Annotated in this window: 24 protein-coding genes and 2 pseudogenes; 14 read left to right on the top strand and 12 right to left on the bottom strand. The window is 71.4% G+C overall.

Going from position 1 to position 21,203, the window contains the following annotated elements:
* Window positions 1-156 precede the first annotated feature (156 nt).
* The 4 genes from ACWD1Z_RS31805 (at window position 157) to ACWD1Z_RS31790 (ending at window position 3,070) form a co-directional block, all read left to right on the top strand.
* The gene (locus tag ACWD1Z_RS31805; RefSeq protein ID WP_451123415.1) at window positions 157-393 is read left to right on the top strand and encodes a hypothetical protein; all 237 of its coding nucleotides are present in this window, start codon (window positions 157-159) and stop codon (window positions 391-393) included.
* 122 nt (window positions 394-515) lie between these two features.
* A complete protein-coding gene (locus tag ACWD1Z_RS31800; protein ID WP_451123413.1) occupies window positions 516-869 on the top strand; it encodes an ArsR/SmtB family transcription factor in 354 nt (117 codons plus the stop codon).
* Window positions 862-1,506 carry an SRPBCC family protein gene (locus tag ACWD1Z_RS31795; RefSeq protein ID WP_451123411.1) on the top strand — a complete coding sequence of 215 codons (645 nt, stop codon included), beginning with the start codon at window positions 862-864 and terminating at the stop codon, window positions 1,504-1,506. Before ACWD1Z_RS31800 ends, ACWD1Z_RS31795 begins: the two co-directional genes overlap by 8 nt.
* Before the next feature lie 193 nt (window positions 1,507-1,699).
* Window positions 1,700-3,070, top strand: a complete 1,371-nt coding sequence (locus ACWD1Z_RS31790) for an endo-1,4-beta-xylanase (RefSeq protein WP_451123409.1) — start codon at window positions 1,700-1,702, stop codon at window positions 3,068-3,070.
* A 41-nt stretch (window positions 3,071-3,111) separates the two neighbouring features.
* Here the strand turns inward: ACWD1Z_RS31790 and ACWD1Z_RS31785 are convergent, their stop codons facing one another.
* The 4 genes and pseudogenes from ACWD1Z_RS31785 to ACWD1Z_RS31770 form a co-directional block, all read right to left on the bottom strand.
* A complete protein-coding gene (locus ACWD1Z_RS31785; RefSeq protein WP_451123407.1) occupies window positions 3,112-3,600 on the bottom strand; it encodes a molybdenum cofactor biosysynthesis protein in 489 nt (162 codons plus the stop codon).
* A 30-nt stretch (window positions 3,601-3,630) separates the two neighbouring features.
* Window positions 3,631-4,511: pseudogene (locus ACWD1Z_RS31780) on the bottom strand (endo alpha-1,4 polygalactosaminidase).
* A 50-nt stretch (window positions 4,512-4,561) separates the two neighbouring features.
* Window positions 4,562-4,984 (bottom strand): annotated as a pseudogene (locus ACWD1Z_RS31775) (nucleotidyltransferase family protein); the annotation flags it as partial.
* 120 nt (window positions 4,985-5,104) lie between these two features.
* Window positions 5,105-5,746, bottom strand: coding sequence for a lipoprotein (locus ACWD1Z_RS31770; RefSeq protein WP_451123405.1), 642 nt, complete (start codon window positions 5,744-5,746; stop codon window positions 5,105-5,107).
* Between the two features lie 102 nt (window positions 5,747-5,848).
* Here ACWD1Z_RS31770 and ACWD1Z_RS31765 point away from each other — a divergent pair, with 102 nt between their 5' ends.
* The gene (locus tag ACWD1Z_RS31765; protein ID WP_451123403.1) at window positions 5,849-6,367 is read left to right on the top strand and encodes a hypothetical protein; all 519 of its coding nucleotides are present in this window, start codon (window positions 5,849-5,851) and stop codon (window positions 6,365-6,367) included.
* Window positions 6,364-6,846 carry an N-acetyltransferase family protein gene (locus ACWD1Z_RS31760; protein WP_451123401.1) on the top strand — a complete coding sequence of 161 codons (483 nt, stop codon included), beginning with the start codon at window positions 6,364-6,366 and terminating at the stop codon, window positions 6,844-6,846. Before ACWD1Z_RS31765 ends, ACWD1Z_RS31760 begins: the two co-directional genes overlap by 4 nt.
* Here the strand turns inward: ACWD1Z_RS31760 and ACWD1Z_RS31755 are convergent.
* Window positions 6,813-7,163: a MarR family transcriptional regulator gene (locus ACWD1Z_RS31755; protein WP_451123399.1), complete on the bottom strand. Its 351-nt coding sequence runs from the start codon at window positions 7,161-7,163 to the stop codon at window positions 6,813-6,815. The two genes, ACWD1Z_RS31760 and ACWD1Z_RS31755, sit on opposite strands and share 34 nt — an antisense overlap.
* Before the next feature lie 130 nt (window positions 7,164-7,293).
* On the opposite strand from ACWD1Z_RS31755, the gene ACWD1Z_RS31750 reads away from it, so the two are divergent.
* Window positions 7,294-7,980, top strand: a complete 687-nt coding sequence (locus tag ACWD1Z_RS31750; protein ID WP_451123397.1) for an ANTAR domain-containing protein — start codon at window positions 7,294-7,296, stop codon at window positions 7,978-7,980.
* 76 nt (window positions 7,981-8,056) lie between these two features.
* On the top strand, window positions 8,057-8,242 hold the full coding sequence (locus ACWD1Z_RS31745) for a CsbD family protein (protein WP_389420328.1): 186 nt from the start codon (window positions 8,057-8,059) through the stop codon (window positions 8,240-8,242).
* A gap of 30 nt (window positions 8,243-8,272) precedes the next feature.
* Here the strand turns inward: ACWD1Z_RS31745 and ACWD1Z_RS31740 are convergent, their stop codons facing one another.
* Window positions 8,273-9,376, bottom strand: coding sequence for an acyltransferase family protein (locus tag ACWD1Z_RS31740; protein ID WP_451123495.1), 1,104 nt, complete (start codon window positions 9,374-9,376; stop codon window positions 8,273-8,275).
* A 293-nt stretch (window positions 9,377-9,669) separates the two neighbouring features.
* Here ACWD1Z_RS31740 and ACWD1Z_RS31735 point away from each other — a divergent pair, with 293 nt between their 5' ends.
* Both ACWD1Z_RS31735 and ACWD1Z_RS31730 read left to right on the top strand, forming a co-directional pair.
* Window positions 9,670-10,122, top strand: coding sequence for a flavodoxin family protein (locus ACWD1Z_RS31735; protein ID WP_451123395.1), 453 nt, complete (start codon window positions 9,670-9,672; stop codon window positions 10,120-10,122).
* Between the two features lie 67 nt (window positions 10,123-10,189).
* On the top strand, window positions 10,190-10,699 hold the full coding sequence (locus tag ACWD1Z_RS31730; protein ID WP_451123493.1) for a hypothetical protein: 510 nt from the start codon (window positions 10,190-10,192) through the stop codon (window positions 10,697-10,699).
* A gap of 25 nt (window positions 10,700-10,724) precedes the next feature.
* Here the strand turns inward: ACWD1Z_RS31730 and ACWD1Z_RS31725 are convergent, their stop codons facing one another.
* A complete protein-coding gene (locus ACWD1Z_RS31725) occupies window positions 10,725-12,170 on the bottom strand; it encodes a glyceraldehyde-3-phosphate dehydrogenase (protein ID WP_451123393.1) in 1,446 nt (481 codons plus the stop codon).
* A gap of 247 nt (window positions 12,171-12,417) precedes the next feature.
* Between ACWD1Z_RS31725 and ACWD1Z_RS31720 the strand changes: the two genes are divergently transcribed.
* Both ACWD1Z_RS31720 and ACWD1Z_RS31715 read left to right on the top strand, forming a co-directional pair.
* A complete protein-coding gene (locus ACWD1Z_RS31720; RefSeq protein ID WP_451123391.1) occupies window positions 12,418-14,343 on the top strand; it encodes a DUF1996 domain-containing protein in 1,926 nt (641 codons plus the stop codon).
* A 453-nt stretch (window positions 14,344-14,796) separates the two neighbouring features.
* Entirely contained in the window at window positions 14,797-15,645 is an 849-nt protein-coding gene (locus ACWD1Z_RS31715; protein WP_451123389.1) for a hypothetical protein, read from the top strand.
* Between the two features lie 15 nt (window positions 15,646-15,660).
* On the opposite strand, the gene ACWD1Z_RS31710 is transcribed toward ACWD1Z_RS31715, so the two are convergent.
* The gene (locus ACWD1Z_RS31710; protein WP_451123387.1) at window positions 15,661-16,281 is read right to left on the bottom strand and encodes an NADPH-dependent F420 reductase; all 621 of its coding nucleotides are present in this window, start codon (window positions 16,279-16,281) and stop codon (window positions 15,661-15,663) included.
* 271 nt (window positions 16,282-16,552) lie between these two features.
* On the opposite strand from ACWD1Z_RS31710, the gene ACWD1Z_RS31705 reads away from it, so the two are divergent.
* On the top strand, window positions 16,553-17,080 hold the full coding sequence (locus ACWD1Z_RS31705) for a DUF2269 domain-containing protein (RefSeq protein ID WP_451123385.1): 528 nt from the start codon (window positions 16,553-16,555) through the stop codon (window positions 17,078-17,080).
* Window positions 17,081-17,175: 95 nt separating this feature from the next.
* On the opposite strand, the gene ACWD1Z_RS31700 is transcribed toward ACWD1Z_RS31705, so the two are convergent.
* The 3 genes from ACWD1Z_RS31700 to ACWD1Z_RS31690 are packed head-to-tail and all read right to left on the bottom strand — an operon-like array spanning window position 17,176 to window position 19,579.
* A complete protein-coding gene (locus tag ACWD1Z_RS31700) occupies window positions 17,176-17,733 on the bottom strand; it encodes a TetR/AcrR family transcriptional regulator (RefSeq protein WP_451123383.1) in 558 nt (185 codons plus the stop codon).
* 12 nt (window positions 17,734-17,745) lie between these two features.
* Window positions 17,746-18,327, bottom strand: a complete 582-nt coding sequence (locus ACWD1Z_RS31695; RefSeq protein WP_451123381.1) for a sugar O-acetyltransferase — start codon at window positions 18,325-18,327, stop codon at window positions 17,746-17,748.
* 55 nt (window positions 18,328-18,382) lie between these two features.
* Entirely contained in the window at window positions 18,383-19,579 is a 1,197-nt protein-coding gene (locus ACWD1Z_RS31690; protein ID WP_451123379.1) for an MFS transporter, read from the bottom strand.
* Between the two features lie 87 nt (window positions 19,580-19,666).
* Between ACWD1Z_RS31690 and ACWD1Z_RS31685 the strand changes: the two genes are divergently transcribed.
* Window positions 19,667-20,557 carry a hypothetical protein gene (locus ACWD1Z_RS31685; protein ID WP_451123377.1) on the top strand — a complete coding sequence of 297 codons (891 nt, stop codon included), beginning with the start codon at window positions 19,667-19,669 and terminating at the stop codon, window positions 20,555-20,557.
* A 14-nt stretch (window positions 20,558-20,571) separates the two neighbouring features.
* On the opposite strand, the gene ACWD1Z_RS31680 is transcribed toward ACWD1Z_RS31685, so the two are convergent.
* Complete coding sequence (locus ACWD1Z_RS31680) at window positions 20,572-21,099, bottom strand: SMI1/KNR4 family protein (RefSeq protein ID WP_451123375.1); 528 nt, start codon at window positions 21,097-21,099, stop codon at window positions 20,572-20,574.
* Window positions 21,100-21,203 lie beyond the last annotated feature (104 nt).

The raw sequence follows: 21,203 nt of genomic DNA, 5'->3' as shown, positions 1-21,203 counted from the left end.
TGACGCCTCGGGGCGGAGGGCTGCGCTGCCTCCATGATCTCCACGTGTTCTACGGAACGTGCGGATCGGCTGACTGGCCGCGGTCGGTACGGGTACTCGGCGCGCAACGACAGACGGGGCCCATCAAGCCCCGTACCGACGAGGAAGGAGTTCCCCATGGCCAGCAGTGCCGAGACCGGCGGCGTGACCGGTACGCCGGACAAGGACTACAACCTGGTCTGGTACGTCGAGGCGTGCCTGAGCAACGCGCTGCGTCTGGAGTCGTACATCCAGGACGCGGAGCGCGAGAAGGACACCGAGGTCGCGGACCTGTTCCGCAAGGCGCAGGCCGACAGCCGCAAGGGCGCGGAGCTGGGCAAGAAGCTCCTGCGTGCCCGCCTCGGCGACGGCTGACCCGCGCGCCCCGCACACCGGCCCGGACATCGCCCCGGCACGCGATGTCCGGGCTTTCGCGTGCCCCGGCCGCCTTATTTAAGAGTTGCCTTATATAAGCCACGGGTGGCATAGTCGGTGCCGTGCACGCCTTCGATGTTCTCGGGGATCCGGTCAGACGCCGGATATTGGAGCTGCTCGCCACGGGTGAGCGGGCGTCTGGCGAGATAGGCGCCGCCATCCAGGAAGAGTTCGGGATCTCGCAGCCGGCCGTCTCCCAGCACCTCAGAGTGCTGCGGGAGAACGGCTTCGCGTCCGTGCGGGCAGAGGGCACCCGGCGGCTGTACGCCGTGGACGCCACGCCCCTGCGCCAGGTGGACGACTGGCTGGAACGGTTCCGGGGGTTCTGGGAGCAGCGGCTCGACGCGCTCGGTACGGAGCTCGCGCGCGGCAAGCGCGAGCGCAGACAGCAAGAGGAAGTGAACAGGGATGACTGACATCGTCGACGAGATCAACCGGCTGCACCGCGAGGTGGGCACCAGGCGGGTCGAGGCGGGAGAGGCTCGTACGGTGGTGCTGCGGCGCTCGTACGACGCCGATGTCGCCGACGTGTGGGACGCGGTGACCTCCCCCGAGCGCATCGCGCGCTGGTTCTTGCCGGTCAGCGGCGAGTTCAAGGTCGGCGGGCGGTATCAGCTGGAAGGTCAGGCCGGCGGCGAGATCCTCCAGTGCGACGAGCCGAACCTGCTCCGGGTGAGCTGGCTGTTCGGCCCCGACCCGGGCTTCAGCGAGGTCCTGGTGCGCCTCACCCCGGAGGGCGAGGAGCGCACCCTGCTGGAGCTCGAGCATGTGGCGGTCGTCCCGGAGGAGTTCTGGGGACAGTACGGGCCCGGCGCGACCGGCGTCGGCTGGGACATGGTGCTTCTCGGGCTCGGCCTGCACCTCACGGGCGGCGGGCTCGGCCCGGAGCAGGCGCAGGAGTGGGCGATGTCCGACGAGGGCAAGGCGTGCATGACGCGCTCGGGCGAGCTGTGGGGCGCCGCGTACACCGCCTCCGGGGCGGACGCGGAGACCGTCGAGTCCACCACCCGGGCGACGATCGCCTTCTACACCGGCTCCGAAATGCCTTCCTGAAGCGTCGAAACTTTCGAGGGCTGGATGTGACGGGTGCCTGCAGCTGCTCATCTTGAGCCAACTGCGATGCATCGCTACGCGACCCGTTGACGGTGCATCGGGGCACCCGTATGGTCTGCCGCGCCATTCGGAACCGTGACCGAAACTTTCGGCGTGCGGTTCCGGCGTCCAGTCACCGGAAGAAGGGGACGAGATGGTTACCCGCACGTCCATCCGCAAGGCCCCCGAACGCACCGCTCGCACCGCACTGGTCCTCGGCCTCGCGGGCCTGCTGGCCACCGCCGGCCTCACCGCCCTGTCGGGCCCGGCGCACGCCGCGAGCACCCTCGGCGCCGCGGCGGCCGAGAAGGGCCGCTACTTCGGCACCGCCGTCGCCGCGAACCGCCTCGGTGAAGCCGCGTACGTGTCCACGCTCAACACCGAGTTCAACTCGGTGACGCCCGAGAACGAGATGAAGTGGGACGCCCTGGAGCCCAGCCGCGGCTCCTTCACCTACGGCTCCGCCGACCAGATCGTCAACCACGCCCTGAACCGGGGCATGCAGGTCCGCGGCCACACCCTGGTCTGGCACTCCCAACTGCCCGGCTGGGTCGGCTCATTGGGGGCCGGTGACCTCAGAACGGCGATGAACAACCACATCACCCAGGTGATGACCCACTGGAAGGGCAAGATCCACTCCTGGGACGTCGTCAACGAGGCCTTCCAGGACGGCTCCAGCGGAGCCCGGCGCAGCTCACCCTTCCAGGACAAGCTCGGCAACGGCTTCATCGAGGAGGCGTTCCGCACCGCCCGCGCGGCCGACCCGGCCGCCAAGCTCTGCTACAACGACTACAACACCGACGGCGTCAACGCGAAGAGCAATGCCGTCTACGCCATGGTCCGCGACTTCAAGGCCCGCGGCGTGCCGATCGACTGCGTCGGCTTCCAGTCCCACTTCAACAGCGCCTCGCCCGTGCCGTCCGACTACCAGGCGAACCTGCAGCGCTTCGCCGACCTCGGCGTCGACGTGCAGATCACCGAGCTCGACATCGAGGGCTCCGGCACCGCCCAGGCCACCAGTTACGGCAACGTCGTGAGGGCCTGTCTCGCGGTCACCCGCTGCACCGGCATCACCGTCTGGGGCGTCACCGACAAGTACTCCTGGCGCGCCTCCGGAACACCCCTGCTGTTCGACGGCAACTACAACAAGAAGCCCGCCTACACGGCCGTACTGACCGCGCTCGGCGGATCCGGAGGCGGCGGCGGTGGTGGGGGCAGCGCGTCCTGCTCCGTGACGTACAGCAAGCAGGAGGAGTGGAGTGACCGCTTCAACGGCAGGGTGACCGTCACCGCGGGCAGTGCGGCGATCACCGGCTGGACCACCACTGTCACGGTCACCTCACCGCAGAAGATCTCCGCCACCTGGAACGGCTCGCCCACCTGGGACAGTTCCGGCAACGTCATGACGATGCGCCCGAACGGCAACGGTAGTCTCGCCGCCGGGGCCTCGACGAGCTTCGGCTTCACCGTCATGAAGAACGGCAGCAACGCCGCGCCCGTGCTGGGTTCCTGCACGGCGTCCTGACGGACGGCACGACGAGCCCGGCGCGGCACCTCCGCGCCGGGCTATTCGCCCAGCACCCGCAAGATCGCCTCCCCGACCTCCAGCACCCCGTCCGACAGCGGAGTGCACCGCACCCCGCCCTTGCCGCGCAGTGCCCGCTGGGCCCCCGGGCCGATCGTGACGTCCATCCAGGCGCACGGCCGGGCGGGGCGCTTCAGGGCGAAGGACACCGGGCCCGTACCGCAGTCGAGGCTGATGACCGAGCCGGCGAGGGAGTCGATGTCGACGCCCCGCAGCAGGACGTTGCGGCGGGTGTGCCGCAGGTCGGTGCCGGCCGGCAGGTTCTCCTCGGCCATCAGGGTCACCGAGGCGTCCCGGTGGGCCCGCTGCCCGTAGTACCGGTCGCCGACCAGCCCGAGCCCCTCGCGGACCTCCGCCCGCCGGACGAGTTCCCCGGCCGGTTCGGGCCCGGCGCCGTCCGCGGGGCGCCCGGCGAGCCGGTGGACGGGCGACACCAGCAGCTGCACCACATGGACGATCACCTCGGTCATGCGCTCACCCTACGGAGGGCCGCCCCCGCCTCAGCATGGCGCCCGCCACACCCCGAGGTCCGGCTCCTTCCGCATCGACGACAGCTTCAGCCGGCGCGAGTCGGGGCAGAAGGCGGCGGCCGGTTCGGCGTACTCCACGTGGAAGACGGCCTTGCCCGCCGCGATGAACGGCTTCAGCTCCCCGCACTCGTCGTACCGGGCGCACTCCTCATTGACCGCGAAGTTGAAGTGCCGCACCAGTTGGGGGATTTGGGGAAGGTCGTTCTTGAGCCCGACGGACAGGCCGCGCCGGTGCGCGAGGTCCGCGATCATGCGGCTGTACCGGAGCTGATCGCGCGCGCTGAGCGGGAACCCGGTGTCGTTGCCGTACCCCTCCATCAGATCGGACTCGACGGCGTCGAAGCCCTTCTCGCGGCACATGTCGAAGCGGCGCTCCATGAGGGGCCGGAGCACCGACACCCGGCGGATGTCCAGCCAGCGCTCGCCCTTCCAGCCGTGGGCCGGCCGAGCACCGAGGCGGGGCAGTCCGCCCGGTCGGGGCGGAAGTCCTCCCAGGCGCCGACGTTGACGTAGCAGATGACCTTGCGCCCGTCGCGGTGCAGCCGGGCCACGTCCGCCGCGGAGTCCTCGAAGCCGTCGATGTCGTAGACCGGCACGTCGACCGACGGATCCACCCGGCCGTCGAGCTGCCACTGCCAGGCCAGCCCGGGCCGCGGCTGCCACCGGGGCGTCCCGGCGCGGTCCTCGTCCGCCCCCGAGCACCCGGTGAGCGTCGGGTGCCGCCGAGGCGAGGGTCTTCGCCAGCCGTTCGGGATCGGCCGAGGCGAGGTCGATGGGGTGGCCGGCGTCGGACGAGCGGCCGCCGCCGAGCACCCGCGTGCCCGGCAGGGCCCGCAGTCGCTCGGCGACATGGCCGCCCAGATAGCCGGTGAAGCCCAGGTCGAGAATGCGCATACGGTGCTCAGGCTCCCTTGAGCAGAAGCGACTTGCGGCTGGTGAACTCCGCGTTCGCCCGGTCGTAGTCGTCGGGGCGGCCGATGTCCAGCCAGTAGCCCTCGAACTCGTAGGCGTGCGGGGGCCGGCCTGTGGCCAGCAGATCCAGGACGAGTTCGTCGAAGCCGAGCGGCAGCCCCGGGGTGTAGGCGTCGAGCGTGCCCCGGGACAGGCCGTAGACGCCCATGGAGACGCGGTAGTCCATGCTGGGCTTCTCGGTGAAGGCGACCACCTTGCTCGCGTCGGTGGTCAGCACCCCGAAGTCGATGAGCACCTTGCGGGCGTAGGTGGCGATGGTCAGCGGCGCCCCCGAGCCTCGGTGCCGGTGCAGTACGTCGGCGTAGTCGAGGTCGGTGAGGTTGTCGCCGTTCATCACCAGGAAGGTCTCCGGCTGGCCGGGGGCCTGAACGGCGCTCCGGCGGGCCGACCGGGTCCGCCGGAGCCGCTGCCGGAGGTCTGGACCACTCGGGGAGGTCGAGCTCGGACCGGTTTCCGGTCATCAGGTCGGGGCCTACTCGGCCTTGCCCGGCCGCAGGGTCTTCCTGGCCAGCTCGTAGGCAGGCAGCATCGCCCGGTGCTCCTCGGTGTCCAGTCCGCCGAGGTGCAGCACGACCGGCCCCTGGGCGGTGGTGACGGCAAGGGCCCTCTCCTCCTTGCTCTCCGCCAGGAACTCGTCGCTGTACCGGTACGTCACTTCCGCACCGGTGAGACCGCCCGCGGTGAAGGCGCCGTACTTCTCCTTGCTCACCCCGCCCTGGGCGGCCACGAAAGCCTCCAGGACCGTACGGGCGTCGTCGGCGCCGGGTTCGCCGGTCCACGCCCGCAGGAAGCCGATGCTGCCCGCCGGTTTGGCGTCGACCTCGCAGACCAGGGCGACCGGCCCCTGCCGCAGCACCGCGTCGGCGATCTCCTGCGACACCTCGTCGTCGCCGACGGCCTCCGCCGTCCACTCCTCGGCGATGTCGAACGTGACCGGCAACGCGCAGGGCGAACCCGCACCCCCGACGGAGCCCCCGCTGCGCACGGCGGCTGCCGCCGCCCGGGTCGCGGACGAACCGTCCGACGGCCGCGAGCCGTTGCCCCCCGCCCCCGACGAACAACCCGCCACCAGCACGGCCAGCACCGCGGCACACACCGCTCGACGCCCCACCACTTCGCTCTCCCCTCACCAGCCCGGCGGCACAGAGTAACCGAGGCCGCACCCCCACTGACCGGGCCACTTCTGGTGGGACCAGGGGCAAGGCATGATGATGTGGTGACGGACACCGACGAAAAGCTGATCCCTGGCCACGCGGCCGAGTTGCTCGCCCTGGCCGAGGGCCACCACGCCCGCACCGTGCGCCCGCTGGGCAGTCACGAGGTCGCCGGGCACGCCGTGAAGGCGTACGCGATCGAGGCGCCCGGACGCGCGGTGACGGAACAGGACGCACACGCGGCGCTGCGGATCGCCGCCGGTCATCTGGCGGCGGCACAACTGCGCGGCTCCCTGGGCCTGTCCGTGCTCCTGCTGCACGCCGGCGGTGACGGCGACTACGTCCTCGTGCACACCTGGATCGAGGGCCACATGTCCGACCTCGCCGTCTTCACCGGCCCCGCCGGGGACATCGACGCGCTGCGGCCCGGCCGTACGGGCCTCGCGCCCTGCGTGTGGGAGGCCGCCGTGCTGGCCCATGAGCGGGACGCCTTCAGCCGTCACGTGCTGGACGGAGAGGGCGACATCGAGGCCCGCCTGGCGGCCTGGCGCGCCGATGTGCTGGCGGGCGAAGTCCGTTGACCGCCACCGGCACCGCACGCGTGCGCCACGCACGGCCCGCGGACCTGCCCGGCATCGCCGCCCTCGCGGCCGAGCACGCCGCCTACGAAAAGGCGGTGGAGCCGCCCGCCGACCTGCCCCGGCGGCTGGAGAAGCTGCTGTTCGGGCAGGCCGATCCGCCACGCCTGTCGGTGTTCGTCGCGGAACTCGGCGACGATCTCGTCGGGTACGCCTCCTGCGCCCCCGAGGTGTCCACCTGGGACGGCGACGAGTACCTCCACATGGACTGCCTGTTCCTCCGGTCCGGCCACCGCGGCCTGGGCATCGGCCCGATGCTCATGGCCGCCGTGGTCGCGGACGCACGGACCCGGGGACTCGGCCGGATCCAGTGGCAGACGCCCTCGTGGAACACCGACGCGATCAGGTTCTACGACCGGCTCGGCGCCCGGGCCACGGAGAAGCGCCGCTACTTTCTGCCTCTGGACGTCGAGGCCGACTGAGGCACCCCGGTACGGTCGGCCTCGTCCTGGACGAGCAGCGACAGCAGCGACGCCACCGTCACGCCCGCCTCCGCCGGATGGCGCAGAACCATGCTGGGATCGATGCGGTAGGTGTTGCTGCGGCCCTCCCGGGTGTGCGAGAGATATCCCGCTTGCTCCAGGTCGGCGATGATCTTCTGCACGGCCCGCTCGGTGAGCCGGCAGCGCACAGCGATATCGCGGATACGGGCATTGCGGTCGTCGGCGATGGCGGCCAGGACCCGAGCGTGATTGGTCAGGAACGTCCATCCTGTGTGTGGTTCCGGAACTCCCTCCATGGCGCGATTGTACGGTTGAGCATTCGCGTAATCAAAAACACGAACTGGATTTCATGTATCGCTTGACGTGTGAGCGCTTTACCGGTGACGCTGGTAGCGACAGACGGCAGTGATGACCGGGGAGGCGGTCATGGGAGAGGCGGTGTCGGCGGTGCGGTCGGCATACTCGCCGGAGATCCATCTCCGCCCCGACGGCGACCGCATGACGGTGGTCGTCCGAGGCGAGCTGGACCTCGACGGCGCTCCGGCGTTCGAGGGCGCCCTGCGCGAGGCCCTCACCCGCTCGATCCGCGGCATCGACCTGGACCTGAGCGGCGTGCCGTTCTGTGACTGCTCCGCGCTCAACATCATGCTCGGCATACGGCACCGTGCGTTGCACGAGGGCAAGACGGTCGTCCTGCGTTCCACCGGACGCAGCGCCGAACGGCTCCTCACCCTGACCGGAATGCTGTCGCTGTTCGCCCCCGCGGACGAGGACGCCGAGGACTCCGAGCCGTCCCCGTCGGAGCACGAGACCGAGGACGAGAGCATGCTGCAAGATCTGCGGATCGAGGTCGTCCAGTTGAGGCGGGCCATGCAGACCCGCCCCACCATCGATCTGGCCCGGGGCATCCTGATGGCCACCTTCGGCCTGAAGGCCGAGGACGCCTGGGAGGTCCTGGTCATGGCCTCCCAGAACACCAACACCAAGCTCCATCACCTCGCCCGCGACCTGGTGGCCACGGTCGGGGGAGAGCCGCTGAGCGAACCGCTGCAGAAGCAGGTGTCCGCCGCGGTCGCCGCTGTCGGCGAGCGCGCGGGGGCCCCTTCGCGGTAGCCCGGTTTACGTTGCCCGTGCCGGTTCACCCGTAGTGGAGCAGAAGTTTTCCGAGCACGGTGTGGGGTGACGCGTCATGGCGCGACAGCAGAAGAACAAGGCCAAGATGGAACAGGCCAAGGGCAAGGCCAAGGAAGCGGCAGGCCGCGCGGTGGGCAATGAGCGGATGACGGCCGAAGGCCAGGCGGCGCAGGCCAAGGGCGATGCCCGCCAGGCCAAGGAGAAGGTCAAGGACGCCGCGAAGGACGCCACCCGCCACTGATCGGCGCGGCGAGCGGCGCGCCGCCCGGTCTCAGCGGGACCGGGCGGCCTCCGCCGGATCACGCTTGAACGCCCAGTCCATCTTCGGCTCCATCACGAACCGGAACACCCGCCGCGCCGGCGCCGTGCACAGGGCCGTCACGACCGCCCCGGCGACCAGCGTCGCGGCGACCTTCCCGAGCGGCTCGTGCACCGCGTCGATGTGGGACCAGTGCCAGTGATTGGCCGCCTGGATCACGAAACCGTGCAGCAGATAGCCGTACAGCGTGCCCGCGCCCAGGGCCGTGAACCACATGCCGCGCCTGGGCACCAGCGCCAGGAAGCACGTGACCAGGACCGCCGAGCAGGCGAACAGCACCAGCGTCATCACCGGCCCGTACCAGGCGGGCGCGGCCAGTTCCTCAGCACTGGTGCGGTGGAAGAACCACGCGTAGTTCATCCGCGGGACCGCCCAGTACGCCACCACGACCGCGCACAGGAACACCGGCACCGCGAGCACCCGCACCTCCCGGCGGCGCACCAGCGCGAAGTGCTCCGGCTTCAGCACCAGACCCAGCACGAAGTACGGCAGGAACTGCAACGCGCGCTGGAGATCGAGGTCGTTGCCGATCGACGGCGACAGCGTGGCCAGCATCGCGACCACCAGCGCCAGCGGCAGCGGCCACCGGACGACCCGCCAGAACGGCGTGGTCAGCCGCCAGATGAACAACGCGGCGAGGAACCACGTCAGATACAGCGGATTCAGCAGGCTGATGTCGCGGTCCGGCTCGTTGTCCGTCCACCTGGTGAAGAAGGTGTACGCCACCTCGAAGACGACATAGGGGACGGCGACGCCGGTCACCAGCCGCTTGATACGGCCCGGGCTCGCGTCGAAGTTCCGCGAGAAGTAACCGGAGATGACGATGAACGCCGGCATGTGGAACGCGTAGACCACCATGTACAGCGCGGTCACCGTCCGGCTGTCGTCCCGCAGCGGCTCCCAGGCGTGCCCCATCGCCACCAGCACGATGGCCAGGTACTTGGCGTTGTCGAAGAACGCGTCCCGCTCCTTGACCGACCGAGCAGTCCGTCCGGCCGGCGCGGAGGCGTCACCGTCCGGTGGCGCCTGGGCCTGTCCGAGGCTGCGCGTGGGCAGCGTTTGCTGCGCGATCCCATCCCGACGGAACCCAGACAGAGCGAAACACCTCTTAGAAGAGTTACCTGTGTGGCCCTTGTGCCGACACCCCGGACACCGTAGTCACGCAACCTCAGCCGCGTAAACCCGGACGGTCATGATGTGACCGCCGTATCTTTTACGGCTGCGGTGGTGCGGGTACCACTGGCCGCGTGACGTGAACGCACCACTTCGGGACGGGTGTACCGGCACATAACCGGACGTACGTCCTCCGAAGTTGCGGGGGTACGTGACGGCACGGCAGGGTCGGTCGGGTGGCAACTCTGCTGATCGTGCACCACACGCCCTCGCCGCACTGCCAGGCGATGCTCGAGGCCGCCGTCTCCGGGGCGACCGCGCCGGAGATCGACGACGTCCGTGTCGTCCGGCGCGCGGCCCTGTCCGCCACCGCCTCCGACGTCCTGGCCGCCGACGCCTTCCTGCTCGGCACCCCGGCCAACCTCGGCTACATGTCCGGCGCCCTCAAGCACTTCTTCGACCAGGTCTACTACCCGTGCCTGGACGCCACCCGCGGACGGCCCTTCGGCTACTACGTGCACGGCGGCAACGACGTCACCGGCGCGGTGCGCTCCATCGAGGCCGTCACCACGGGGCTCGGCTGGCGGCGCGCCGCCGCGCCCGTGACGGTAACCGGCGAACCGAACAAAAAGGACATCGAAGCGTGTTGGGAGCTGGCTGCCACGCTCGCCGCCGGACTGATGGACTGACGAAACGGGAAGCTACCGTGTGTGCGGTACCCCTTGTCCCCTCGCGTACACCTGGGACGGCCTGCCCGTGCTCTCGGACTTCTCCTCGCTCATCGCGGCGACCGCCCGCTGGCTGACGAGCGCCTTCCCGCCCAACGGCGGCGCGCTCGCCGCCGCCCTCTGCGACGTGCAGGCGCGCCAGGCCGTGACGGTCGCGGCCTGGCTGCGCTTCCCGACGCCGACGGATGCCGCGCTGGCGGGCATGGCCGGCTCCGGGGGCTCGGTCCGGCTCGACTGGATCACCGGTGTGGAGGGCGGCGGCGAGCCCTGGCGGAGCTGGGTGGACGAGGTGGTGGCGAGCTGGGCGGCCTGTCTGCTCGCCGAGCCGCGGCTGGCCGAGGCCGCGGTGAGCGCGGCGCTCGACGGCGGCCACACCGCGGGTGCGCCGATGGAGTTCCGGCGTCTGACGGCTCCCGACGAGAACGACCGCCGGGCGGCCGCCCTGCTGCGCCATCCCGACCTGCTGGACCGCGTCGCCGGACTGCACCGCGCCGAGCTGATGGACCTGCTGGCCGCCGGACAGCCGCGCGCCGCCTGAGCGTCCTGCGGGCTCGGGCCCGGGATCAGACGGCCGGGGCCGGGTACGTCGGGTACTCCACGCCGGAGACGTGCTGCACGACCCGGATGACCTGGCAGGAGTAGCCGAACTCGTTGTCGTACCAGAGGTAGAGGATGGCGTTGTCGCCGTCGACCTTGGTGGCGCCCGCGTCGACGATCGAGGCGTGGCGCGAGCCGACGAAGTCCATGGAGACGGCGTCGGGGGCGGTGGTGAAGTCGATCTGGCGCTTGAGCGGCGAGTTCAGCGAGACGTCGCGGAGGTACTCCAGGACCTCCTCGCGGGTGGTCTCACGGCCCAGGCGCAGGCTGAGGATCGCGATCGAGACGTCCGGCACGGGGACGCGGATCGAGCTGCCGGTGATCGGGGCCTTGAGGTCCGGCAGCGCCTTGGCGACGGCGGAGGCGGCACCGGTCTCGGTGATGACCATGTTCAGCGGCGCGCTGCGGCCCCGACGGTCCGCCTTGTGGTAATTGTCCAGCAGGTTCTGGTCGTTGGTGAACGAGTGGACGGTCTCCACGTGGCCGCGGACGACGCCGTACTCGTCGTCCATCGCCTTCAGCGGCGGCACGATCGCGTTGGTGGTGCAGGACGCGCAGGACAGGATCTGCTCGTCGGGCTTGATCGTGTCGTGGTTCACGCCGTGCACGATGTTCGGGACGTCGCCCTTGCCGGGAGCGGTCAGGACGACCTTGTCGATACCGGGGCGCAGGTGCTGCGAGAGGCCCTCGCGGTCCCGCCACTTGCCGGTGTTGTCGATCAGGATGGCGTCCTTGATGCCGTACGCCGTGTAGTCGACCTCGGACGGGTCACCCGCGTAGATCACCTTGATGGCGTTGCCGTTGGCGAGGATCGTGCTGGACTCCTCGTCCACCGTGATCGTGCCCTGGAACTGACCGTGGATGGAGTCGCGGCGCAGCAGCGAGGCGCGCTTGACGAGATCCTGGTCACCGCCGCCGCGCACGACGATGGCGCGCAGCCGCAGCCCGTTGCCCGAGCCCGCCTTCTCGATCAGGAGACGGGCGACGAGGCGGCCGATGCGCCCGAAGCCGTAGAGGACGACGTCCCGGCCCGCGCCGCCCGCGAGCTTGTTGGCGCCCGTGGCACCGGCGACGGCCTCGGCGGTGAAGTCCGCCACCGACAGACCGCGGTCGTCGGACTTGTACGTCGCGGCGAGCATGCCGATGTCGATCTGGGACGGGCCGAGGTCGAGCGTGGTGAGCGCCTGGAGGAAGGGCAGCGTTTCGGTGACCGACAGCTCCTCGCCCGCGATCTGCCGCGCGAACCGGTGCGTCTTCAGGATGCTGACCACCGACTTGTTCACCAAGGAGCGGCTGTGCAGCAGGATCGTCACGTCCCGCTCGCGGTGCAGCTTCCCGATGATCGGGATCATCGACTCCGCGATCTCCTCGCGGTTCTTCCAGTTGGTGAACGAGTCGTCGTTGACAGTCACAGAAGTCTCTTTCGAGCTAGGCGGTGCTCATATGCTAACCCGCCTGTTCGAACGGCCATGATCGGGGTCCGGAGGGGCATTTGCATGCGCGGCATATGGGCGCACGTAGGTAAATGAGGCTGTGACGTGGAGGTCCCTGAGATGTTCGGATGAATCCGTGGGGCGGTTGAACAAGGCGGGCCCCTGGTCCGTATGGGGCGAGGGATCTGTATGTCCGCTCGCCCGTCACGAATGTAGGAGTACTGCCTTGAGACGCACTACGCGCAGGCGCCCGACCGGCCCACGACGCGCGACCTTCGCCGCGGTCGCGCTGATCCTGGGCGGCGGCGGACTGGTGGCGACCAACATCTACGCCTCGGCCACCGAGGGCAGTGACGGCGCATCGGCCCAGACCGGCGGCGCCACGATCGACTGTCCCGACGTGGGGACCAAGTTGACGTCCGTCCCGGACGCGGCCAGGACGGACGTCGACAACGAACTCGCCGCCCTGGACGGCCAGATAGCCGAGGCCTACCAGCAACTGCGGGAGGCCACCCCCGAACAGCGGCAGGACACCGGCTTCACCGACGAATCGATCATGAACCCGCTGACGGAGAAGCGGGGCGGGACGATCGAGCGGATCGCCGTCGCGATCGGCAACGCGGGCGAGCGCCCCGAAGGGCTCGAAGCCCTGGCGGGCTGCGAACTGACCGTCCCCGAGGAGCAGCCGGAGGGCGGCCAGGGCGGAAACGGCCCCGTCGCCGCGGACTTCACCGACATCACCACCGTCCAGCCGAACGTCCAGGCCCCGGCCGCCGCAGCGGGCGCCTCCCGCGGCACCTTCACCACCAGCTGCGGGGTCAACGAGAACGGCGTGTTCAACTCGGACAACGTGATCGTCGCGCCGGGCGTCTCCAACGGCGCCCACCACTTCCACGACTACATCGGCAACCAGGCCAACGACGCCTTCGCCGGCGACGAAGACCTGGCCGCCGCCGACACCAGCTGCGAGAACCCGGGCGACAAGTCCTCGTACTACTGGCCCGTCCTGCGCCTGCAGAACGGCACCCAGGAACAGGACGCCAACGCCCCCGGCGGCGGCATCGAGGGCAACGCCGGTGAGATCGTCACGCCCCGCGAGGTCACGCTGACCTTCCAGGGCAGCCCCACCGGTGACGTGACGGCCATGCCCCGGCTGCTGCGCATCATCACCGGTGACGCCAAGGCCTTCGTCAACGGCACGGCCAACGCCAACGCCTCCTGGAGCTGCACCGGGTTCGAGGACCGGCAGCTGAAGGACAAGTACCCGCTCTGCCCCGACGGCAGCGACGTCGTGCGCACGTTCAAGTTCCAGAGCTGCTGGGACGGCCGCAACATCGACAGCGCCAACCACCGCACCCACGTGGCGTTCGCCGCGGCCGACGGCTCCTGCCCGGCCGGCTTCCGGGCCATCCCGCAACTCGTCCAGCGGATCGTCTACGACGTGGACGCCCCGAGCCTCGACGACGGGGGCCGGACCAAGCCGCTCTTCGCGGTCGACTCCTTCCCCGAGCAGCTGCACAAGCCGGTCACCGACCACGGCGACTTCATCAACGTCTTCGACGAGGACCTGATGCGGGAGATGGTCGACTGCATCAACGAGGGACGGCAGTGCGACGGCGGCGCCCTGCCGGAGGAGCCGCAGCAGCCGGAGGAGCCCCAGGAGACCGACCAGCCGGAGCAGCCGGAGCAGCCGGGGGAGACCCAGCAGCCCGAGGAGCCGCAGGAGACCGGGCAGCCGGAGCAGTCCGACGAGCCGCAGGAGCCCGCCGACCCGACGCCGACCCGCGACGACGGCGACGGCGACGGCGAGACCGAGCCCGCGACGCAGGCACCCCCGGCCGCCACGCCGAGCGAGGAGGCCCCGGCGAACGAGGCCCCGTCCGACGGCGCCGACAAGCCGAAGACCTACGTCACCCCGTCGGCGACCCGCACCGGCGACGCCCCGGCCGAGGCCGTCGGAACGGCAACCGCGTCGCCGACCGAGAACCCGGCCCCCGTGGGCGCGGAGCAGTCGCCGGTGGCCGGCACCGAACCGCAGACCGTCGGCGGCGGACTCGCCGACACCGGCGCCGAGCTGTGGCCGGCCGCGGCCGGGTCGGTCCTGGTCCTCGTCGGCTTCGTGCTGCTGCGCCGCATCCGGCGCGGCGCCTGAGCGAGGGCCGCTGGTGGCGCCGGGTCCCGCCGCCACCAGCGGCCGTGCAGCTGCAACTGACCGGCCCGTCCAGCGGCAGCCCGTTCAGATCGGTGCCGAGCGTCCCGGACCGCTGGGCGAGGCCGTACTCCGGGACCTGCAGATCCGTCAGCTCCTGCTCCAGTGCGCGCGCTTCGGCCTCGGTCGAGCCGATGACGGGGGCGATGCCCGGCAAGACCAGCAGCTGGTCCTCGTTACGGCCGTGCCGCGCGAGCCGCCGCTGTAGGCGTGCTTGTCGGAGCCGTATTAGCTGATGACCGCCTTGACCGGCGAGACATGTGACTGAAGTGCCGCGTTCACGCATCGCGGCCGGACGCTGCTCGGCCGGCCGCAGGCCGCGGCTCCCGACGCGCACTCCGGGCGCGGCCCTCCTAGGCTCGGCAGTGCCGGTGCCGACCATCGACAGGAGCCCTCGTGGACATCGACACGGTCGCCGACGAGCTGTACGCGCTGCGGCCGGAGGACTTCACGGCGGCGCGCAACGTCCGGGTGGCCGAGGCCCGCACGGCAGGTGACCGCGCTCTCGCGGAGCGGATCGGCAAGCTGCGCCGCCCCAGCCGCTCGGCCTGGGTCAGCAACCTCCTCGTCCGCGAGCGCCCCGACGAGGTGGCGGCCCTGCTCAAGCTCGGCGAAGGGCTGCGGCGCGCCCACCACGACCTGGACGGGACGCAGCTGCGGGAACTCAGCGGCCGGCAGCGGACCCTGATCAGGGCCCTCTCCCAGGAGGCCCGGCGACTGGCGAGGCAGGCCGGTCATCCGGTCGGCGACGACGTGGGGCGGGAGGTGGAGGCGACCCTGCACACCGTCCTCGCCGACCCGGAGGCGGCGCGGGAATGGGCGAAGGGCCGGCTGGCCCGGCCGTTCGAGGCGGCCGTCGGCTTCCCCGACGTCAGCCCGGCCGCGGTACGCCGGCCCGCCGCCCCGTCACCCGCACCCCGCCCGCCGAAGCGCCGCGACGACGAGGCGCTGACCCGGGCCCGACAGGACGCCGACACGGCCGTGAGCGAGCTGCGGGCGCTGGAGGACGAGGCGGCCGGGGCCGGGCGGGCGGCGGAGGAGGCGCGGGAGAACACCGCCCGACTGCGTCAGCGGATCAGCGAGTTGACGGACGAGCTGAGCCGCGTGGAGGAGGACCACGGAAGGGCCCGCGACGAGGAACGCCGAGCGCGGGACGGGCTGCGGGCGCTCGAACGCCGGGTGCGGGAGGCCAGGCGCCGCGCGGAGACGGCGACCGCCCGACTGGAGCGGCACCAGAAGCGGTGACCTCGCCCCGGCGCCTCACGGCAGGGTGACCACCTTGATGTTGAAGGTGTGGGAGCCCAGCCCGTTCGCGATCCCGATGAACAGCAGCGCGAAGTGCTCCTGCCCGCGGGCGCTCGTGATGCCGCCGATGTCCAGCTGGGACGATTCCGGCCAGCCGAGGTCGGTGAGCAGTTTCCCGGTCGTCCGCTTGGCTTCCGCGTCGTCGCCGGAGAGGAAGACGGTGCTCGGGCCGGTGAGCGCTTGCGGGGCGACCATCGTGGTGGAGTCCATGGTGCACAGCGTCTTGACGACGGGGGTGTCCGGGAAGGCCGCCTGGATCTCCTCGGCCAGGCTGCTGTTGGGGTGGGAGAGCTGGGAGTAGTCGTCGGAGAGGCCGACCCCGACGTCGATCAGCAGGGTGCCGGCCAGGGCGGGCGCGCCGATGGAGCGCAGCAGGTCGACGGAGACGTTGCCCGGGGTGGCGTTCACCAGAACCCCCGCGTGCGCGGCGGTCTCGGTCAGCCCCGCCACGGGAAGGCCGAGGTCCTTGCGCTCGTCCGGCTTGCGGGAGCCGAGGAGGACGTCGTGTCCCGCGGCGCTCCATCCGTGGGCCAGTGCTCGGGCGACGTTGCCGGTGCCAAGTAGTCCTATTCGCATGCCCCGACGCTAACCACTGCCGAGGCCGGGCCCATCGGGCCGCGGGCCCAGGTCGGGCGGACGAAAGTCGTAGTCCTCAGGACCCGGAAGGGGAGCCGGCCTCCGGTGGTGAGCCGGGCGGGCAGGTGACGACGGCCCCGCTGCACCGGCGCTTCGGCGCCCCCGGCGTCGGCGGAGCAGCCCGACCGGACCGGCGTACGCCCTGGCGAGTACCTGAGGTTGCTCCCGGCGTCGGACGCGCCGGCCGGGGCCGCTCGGCAGGCTGGGTCGGGTGAAACTCAGCCGCCCCGCCCGCCGGGCCACCCTCGTCGTCCATGTCGTCGCCTCCGCCTCCTGGCTCGGGGTCACGCTCGGCCTGCTCGCGCTGGGCGGCACCGCCGCGACCACCGGCTCGCCGGTGACGGTGGAGGCATCGGTGCGGGCGATGAAGCTGTTCGCGGACTGGTTGCTGCTTCCCGTCGCGTTCCTGACACTCCTCAGCGGTCTGCTGCTCTCCCTGGGCACGGTGTGGGGGCTGGCCCGGCACCGGTGGGTGTTCACCAAGTTCTGGCTGACCCTGGCCACCCTCACCGCCACGGTCCTCGCCCTGCGCCCGGGCGTGGACTCCGCGGTCACCGCCGTCGCCGCGGGCGGCCCGCTGCCCGATGCCGGTGACGTCGTGTTCGGCCCGGTCGTGTCCCTGTCGGCCTACGTCTTCATGACGGTCATCTCGGTCCTCAAGCCCTGGGGCCCGACCCGCCGGGGCCGCCGCCTGCGCACCGCGTCGGCCGCCCCCGGGCGCGCCCGCCAGGCGGCCTGACCGGTCAGCCGTCGAAGCGACGGCGCGAGGACTCTATACGGCCCAGGTGAGCGCACGTCCGGCAGCGCAGTGCGTGGAGGCCGAGGCCACCGCGGTCATCGGCCGGCGCGGCTCGGCGTGGTGATACGGGTGACCGCTTCCGCGGTCAGCGCCCGGTCGTGGGGGGCCCGGGACAGCGCCCGGTGCAGGATCAGCCCTTCGATGAGCGCGTCCAGCTGCCGGGCGGTGTCCGGGTCGAAGTGCTTCTCCAGGTGGACCCGGCTGCGGCGCATCCACGCGTCGGTGAGTTCCCGGTACGCGGGCCGGCGCGCGGCGAGCGTGTACAGCTCCTGGGTCAGCACCAGATCACGGCGGGTGCCCTCGGACAGCGCGTGGACGAGGTCGGTCACGGCCGCGCGGGCCTGCTCGGGGCCGTCCGGCGCGGTGAGATGGGCGTCGAACACGGCCACGACGTGATCGGCGAACCGCCCGAACGCCTCCCGGAGCAAGTCGTCCATCCCGCTGAAGTGATACGTCATCGACCCCAGCGGCACCCCGGCGCGCGCGGCGATCTTCCGGTGCGAGACGCCCGCGACGCCCTCATCGGCGATGAGATCGAGAGTGGCGGCGAGGATGCGCTCGCGGCGCTGCGGGTCGGTGTGTCCGGTGGCCATGACGCTGTGCCTTCAGAGGGTACGGACGACACGCGCGGGGCTGCCGACGGCGACGACACCCGCGGGGACGTCCTTCGTCACCACCGAACCGGCGCCGATGACGGAGTCGTCGCCGATACTCACGCCGGGCAGCACGATGACGCCCCCGCCCAGCCAGACGTTGTCGCCGATGGTGATCGGCCGCGCCGCCTCCAGCTTGTCCCGCCGGGGCTGCGGCTCCAACGGATGGGTGGGGGTGAGCAGTTGTACGTTCGGCCCGATCTGGCAGTCCTCGCCGACGGTGATCGCCGCGACATCCAGCGCGGTGAGGTTGAAGTTGACGAAGGTGCGCGCCCCGATGCTGATGTTGCTGCCGTAGTCGACGGACAACGGCGGCCGCACCTGCGCCTCTTCACCCAGCGAGCCGAGCAGTTCGGCGAGGATCTTCCGGGCGGAGTCGGGATCCTCGGCGTAGGCCGCCTGGTAACGGGCGGCCAGCCGGGCGGCCTGCCGCAATCTGCGGGCGATCTCGGGATCGTCGGCGATGTAGAGGTCGCCCGCCAGCATGCGCTCAAGATTGCTGCGGGGGTCGTCCGCGAAGTGGTCCGTCGGCATGCGTACGATCGTACACTCGCGGGCGTGCGGCGTCCCGGCAACGGAGCTGCCCCGCTTACCGCCGCCGAGGGTGCAGCACTCCGGACAGCAGGAGGACGAGCAGTCCGGCGGCGGGGACCACCAGCAGGCCGACCCGGAGGCTGGTGGCATCGGCGACCAGGCCGACCACGGGCGGCGAGCAGAGGAATCCCAGGCGCATCAGCCAGGAGACGACGGCCAGTCCCGACCCGGGTTTGAGGCCGGGCAGCTCATCGGCCTGGTGCATCGCGGCGGGCACCAGGGTCGCCACCCCGAACCCGGCCGCGGCGAAACCGAGCACGGTCCCGCCCACGGTCGGCACGGCCAGCGCGAGCCCCATCCCGGCCGCCGCCACGATCCCACCGGCGCGGGCCACGGAACGCTCCCCGAACCGGTCGACGAGCCGGTCGCCGATGAGCCGGCCGAGGAACTGGGCGCCGACCAGGGCGATGAAGCCGGTGGCCGCCACCGTCACCGAGGCGTGCAGCGAGTCGGAGAGGTACAGCGCGGCCCAGGAACTGCCGGCGTCCTCGACGAGCGTGCCCGCCGTGGCGATGAGGACCAGTGCGGCCAGCACATAGGCGGTCCGCCGGCCCGGCAAGGCAGCCCCGGACGGCCGTACGCCGTTGTCGTCGGCGGTCTCCTCGGTGTCGGGTCCGGGCAGGCGGAACCGCAGGGCGCCGCACGCGGCCACCGCGAAGACCGCCGCCGATATGGCCAGGTGCTGTCCCCGGGACAGGCCCAGCGCGATGGCCGCGGCGGCCATCGCGCCACCGGTGACGGCGCCGATGGACCAGACGGCGTGGAAGGAGTTGATGATGGAGCGCCCGTAGCGGCGCTGGACCCGCAGGCCGTGGGCGTTCTGGGCGACATCGGTGATCGCGTCCATGGCTCCCGCCAGGAAGAGCGCACCCGCGAACCAGGCGACCGAGTCGGCGAGCCCCGCCACGAGGATGCCGGCCCCGGTGACCAGCGTCCCGCCCACCGCGGCCCGCGCCGATCCCAGCCGCCGGATGACGGCCCCGGCCGCGAGACCGGCCGCGATCGCGCCCGCGGGAAAGGCCGCGACGGCCAGCCCGTAGGCCGCGTTGCTGATGCCGAGGTCCGCCTTGATCTGCGGATACCTCGGCAGGAGGTTGGCGAACAGGGCGCCGTTGGTGAAGAACAGCACGGCGACGGCCACCCGGGCCCGCCGTTCGGCCGGAGCGGGCCGTCGCACCACGTCGAGAGTCATGGGAGGCAGCCTAGAGCCAGAGCGTACGAACGTACACTCCGGCCATGGCTTGACCCTGCCGCAACGTCAACGTCTCTACTTGTGGCCATGCGAATCGGAGAGCCCGCGGGCGGGACGAAGGTGTGGCGCACGGCGGTGCGGTGGTCGTGCCTGGCCCTGCTGCCGGGCGAGCTGGTACTCGTCCTGTGCCTGGCCGGGGGAGTGGTCATCCCGTCGGACCTACGGTCGGCCTTGGAGCTGTCGGTGGTCGCCGTCATGGTCGCGGCGGGCGCCCTGCTCTCCCTCGACCACCGGGGCCACCGCCGCGCGGGCCTCGACCGCCGCGCCGCCCTCGGCGCCGCGTTCGCCGACACCGTCCCGGCGCCCGTGCGCAGGCTGATCGCCCACGAGGTCTTCCTGTCCACCAGCTTCCTGCGCTGGGTGACCCGCCGCGGCCCGCACGGCGTACGCGACGGCGACCTGCCCGTCCCCTACGCGCCGGGCCAGACGGCGGTCATGCCCGGCTTCTTCTTCGTCTGCGTCGTGGAGACCGTGGCCCTCGCCTTCCTGATCCCCTGGCCGCTGGTGCACGCCGTCACCCTCGTCCTCGACATCTGGGGCTGCTGGTTCGTCGTCGCCCTGCACGCCTCCTGCGTCGTGCGCCCCCATGTGATCGGCGCCGACGGCTCACTGCGGATCCGCTACGGCGCCCTGCTCGACATCCGCATCCCGGCCGACCGCATCGCCTCCGTGCGCCAGGACCGCAGGTTCCCGGAGAGTGGGCCGGGGGCCGTGGACGAGAACGGCGTCTGCGAGCTGGCCGTGGCGGGGCAGACGACGGTCACCGTCGAACTGACCGAGCCCGTCCGGTACATACGGGCCCTGGGCAAGCCCGCCGAGGCACGGACCTTCCGCTTCTACGCCGAGGACGCGGGCGCCGCGGTGGCCGCGCTGCGACGCGGGCCGCGAGCCACGTCCAGGCCGGCCTCGTCGGACTGACCCGCCGGGACGCGTCAGCGGCAGAGCGCGTCGATGTCCTCGGCGTACGTCGGGAACTCCGCGCGGGCCTCGCTGATGATGGCCCGCGCGGTCCGGCGCCGAGTGGTGGCGTGGCGTTCCGCGAGAGCGGTGAGCGTCGGGTCCGGACGGCCGGTGTGCGCGTCGTACTCGACGGCCTCCATCGGTCCGATGCCGTCGGCCAGCAGCCACAGGAAGTCGGACAGGTTCCCGGCCACGACGCCGCGGGCGCCCTCGGAGCCCATGAAGACCACCGGCTGTTCGGCGAGGGGCCGGCCCTGCCGTACGCACCAGAGGGCGGCGAGCCCGCCGGTGCCGTCCTGTCCGAAGACGCGGAAGGCGGCGCCGTCGAGGTCGTGGTTGCCGGTCCAGTTGCGCAGCCAGTCGGTGCTCTCCTCGGGGGAGTCGAAGGCGTCGTACGGCTCGAAGTCGATGCCGTTGCCGTCGTCGTAGTCGAACTCGGTGCGGGCTATCGCGGCCAGGGCCGGCGGCAGCGCGCGGTCGTCAGCGATCGTCTCTGTCACGCTCGCAGACTAGTACTGCAACGGTGCTTGTTCTGAGTGCTGGGCAGTTTTCAAGGGCTGTGTCCACGGCGCTTGTAGTGACTGAGCCGTGCTTGATACTGGCG

This window comes from Streptomyces sp. NPDC002784 (assembly GCF_053592135.1).
This window is presented reverse-complemented; position numbering and strand designations above follow the sequence as displayed.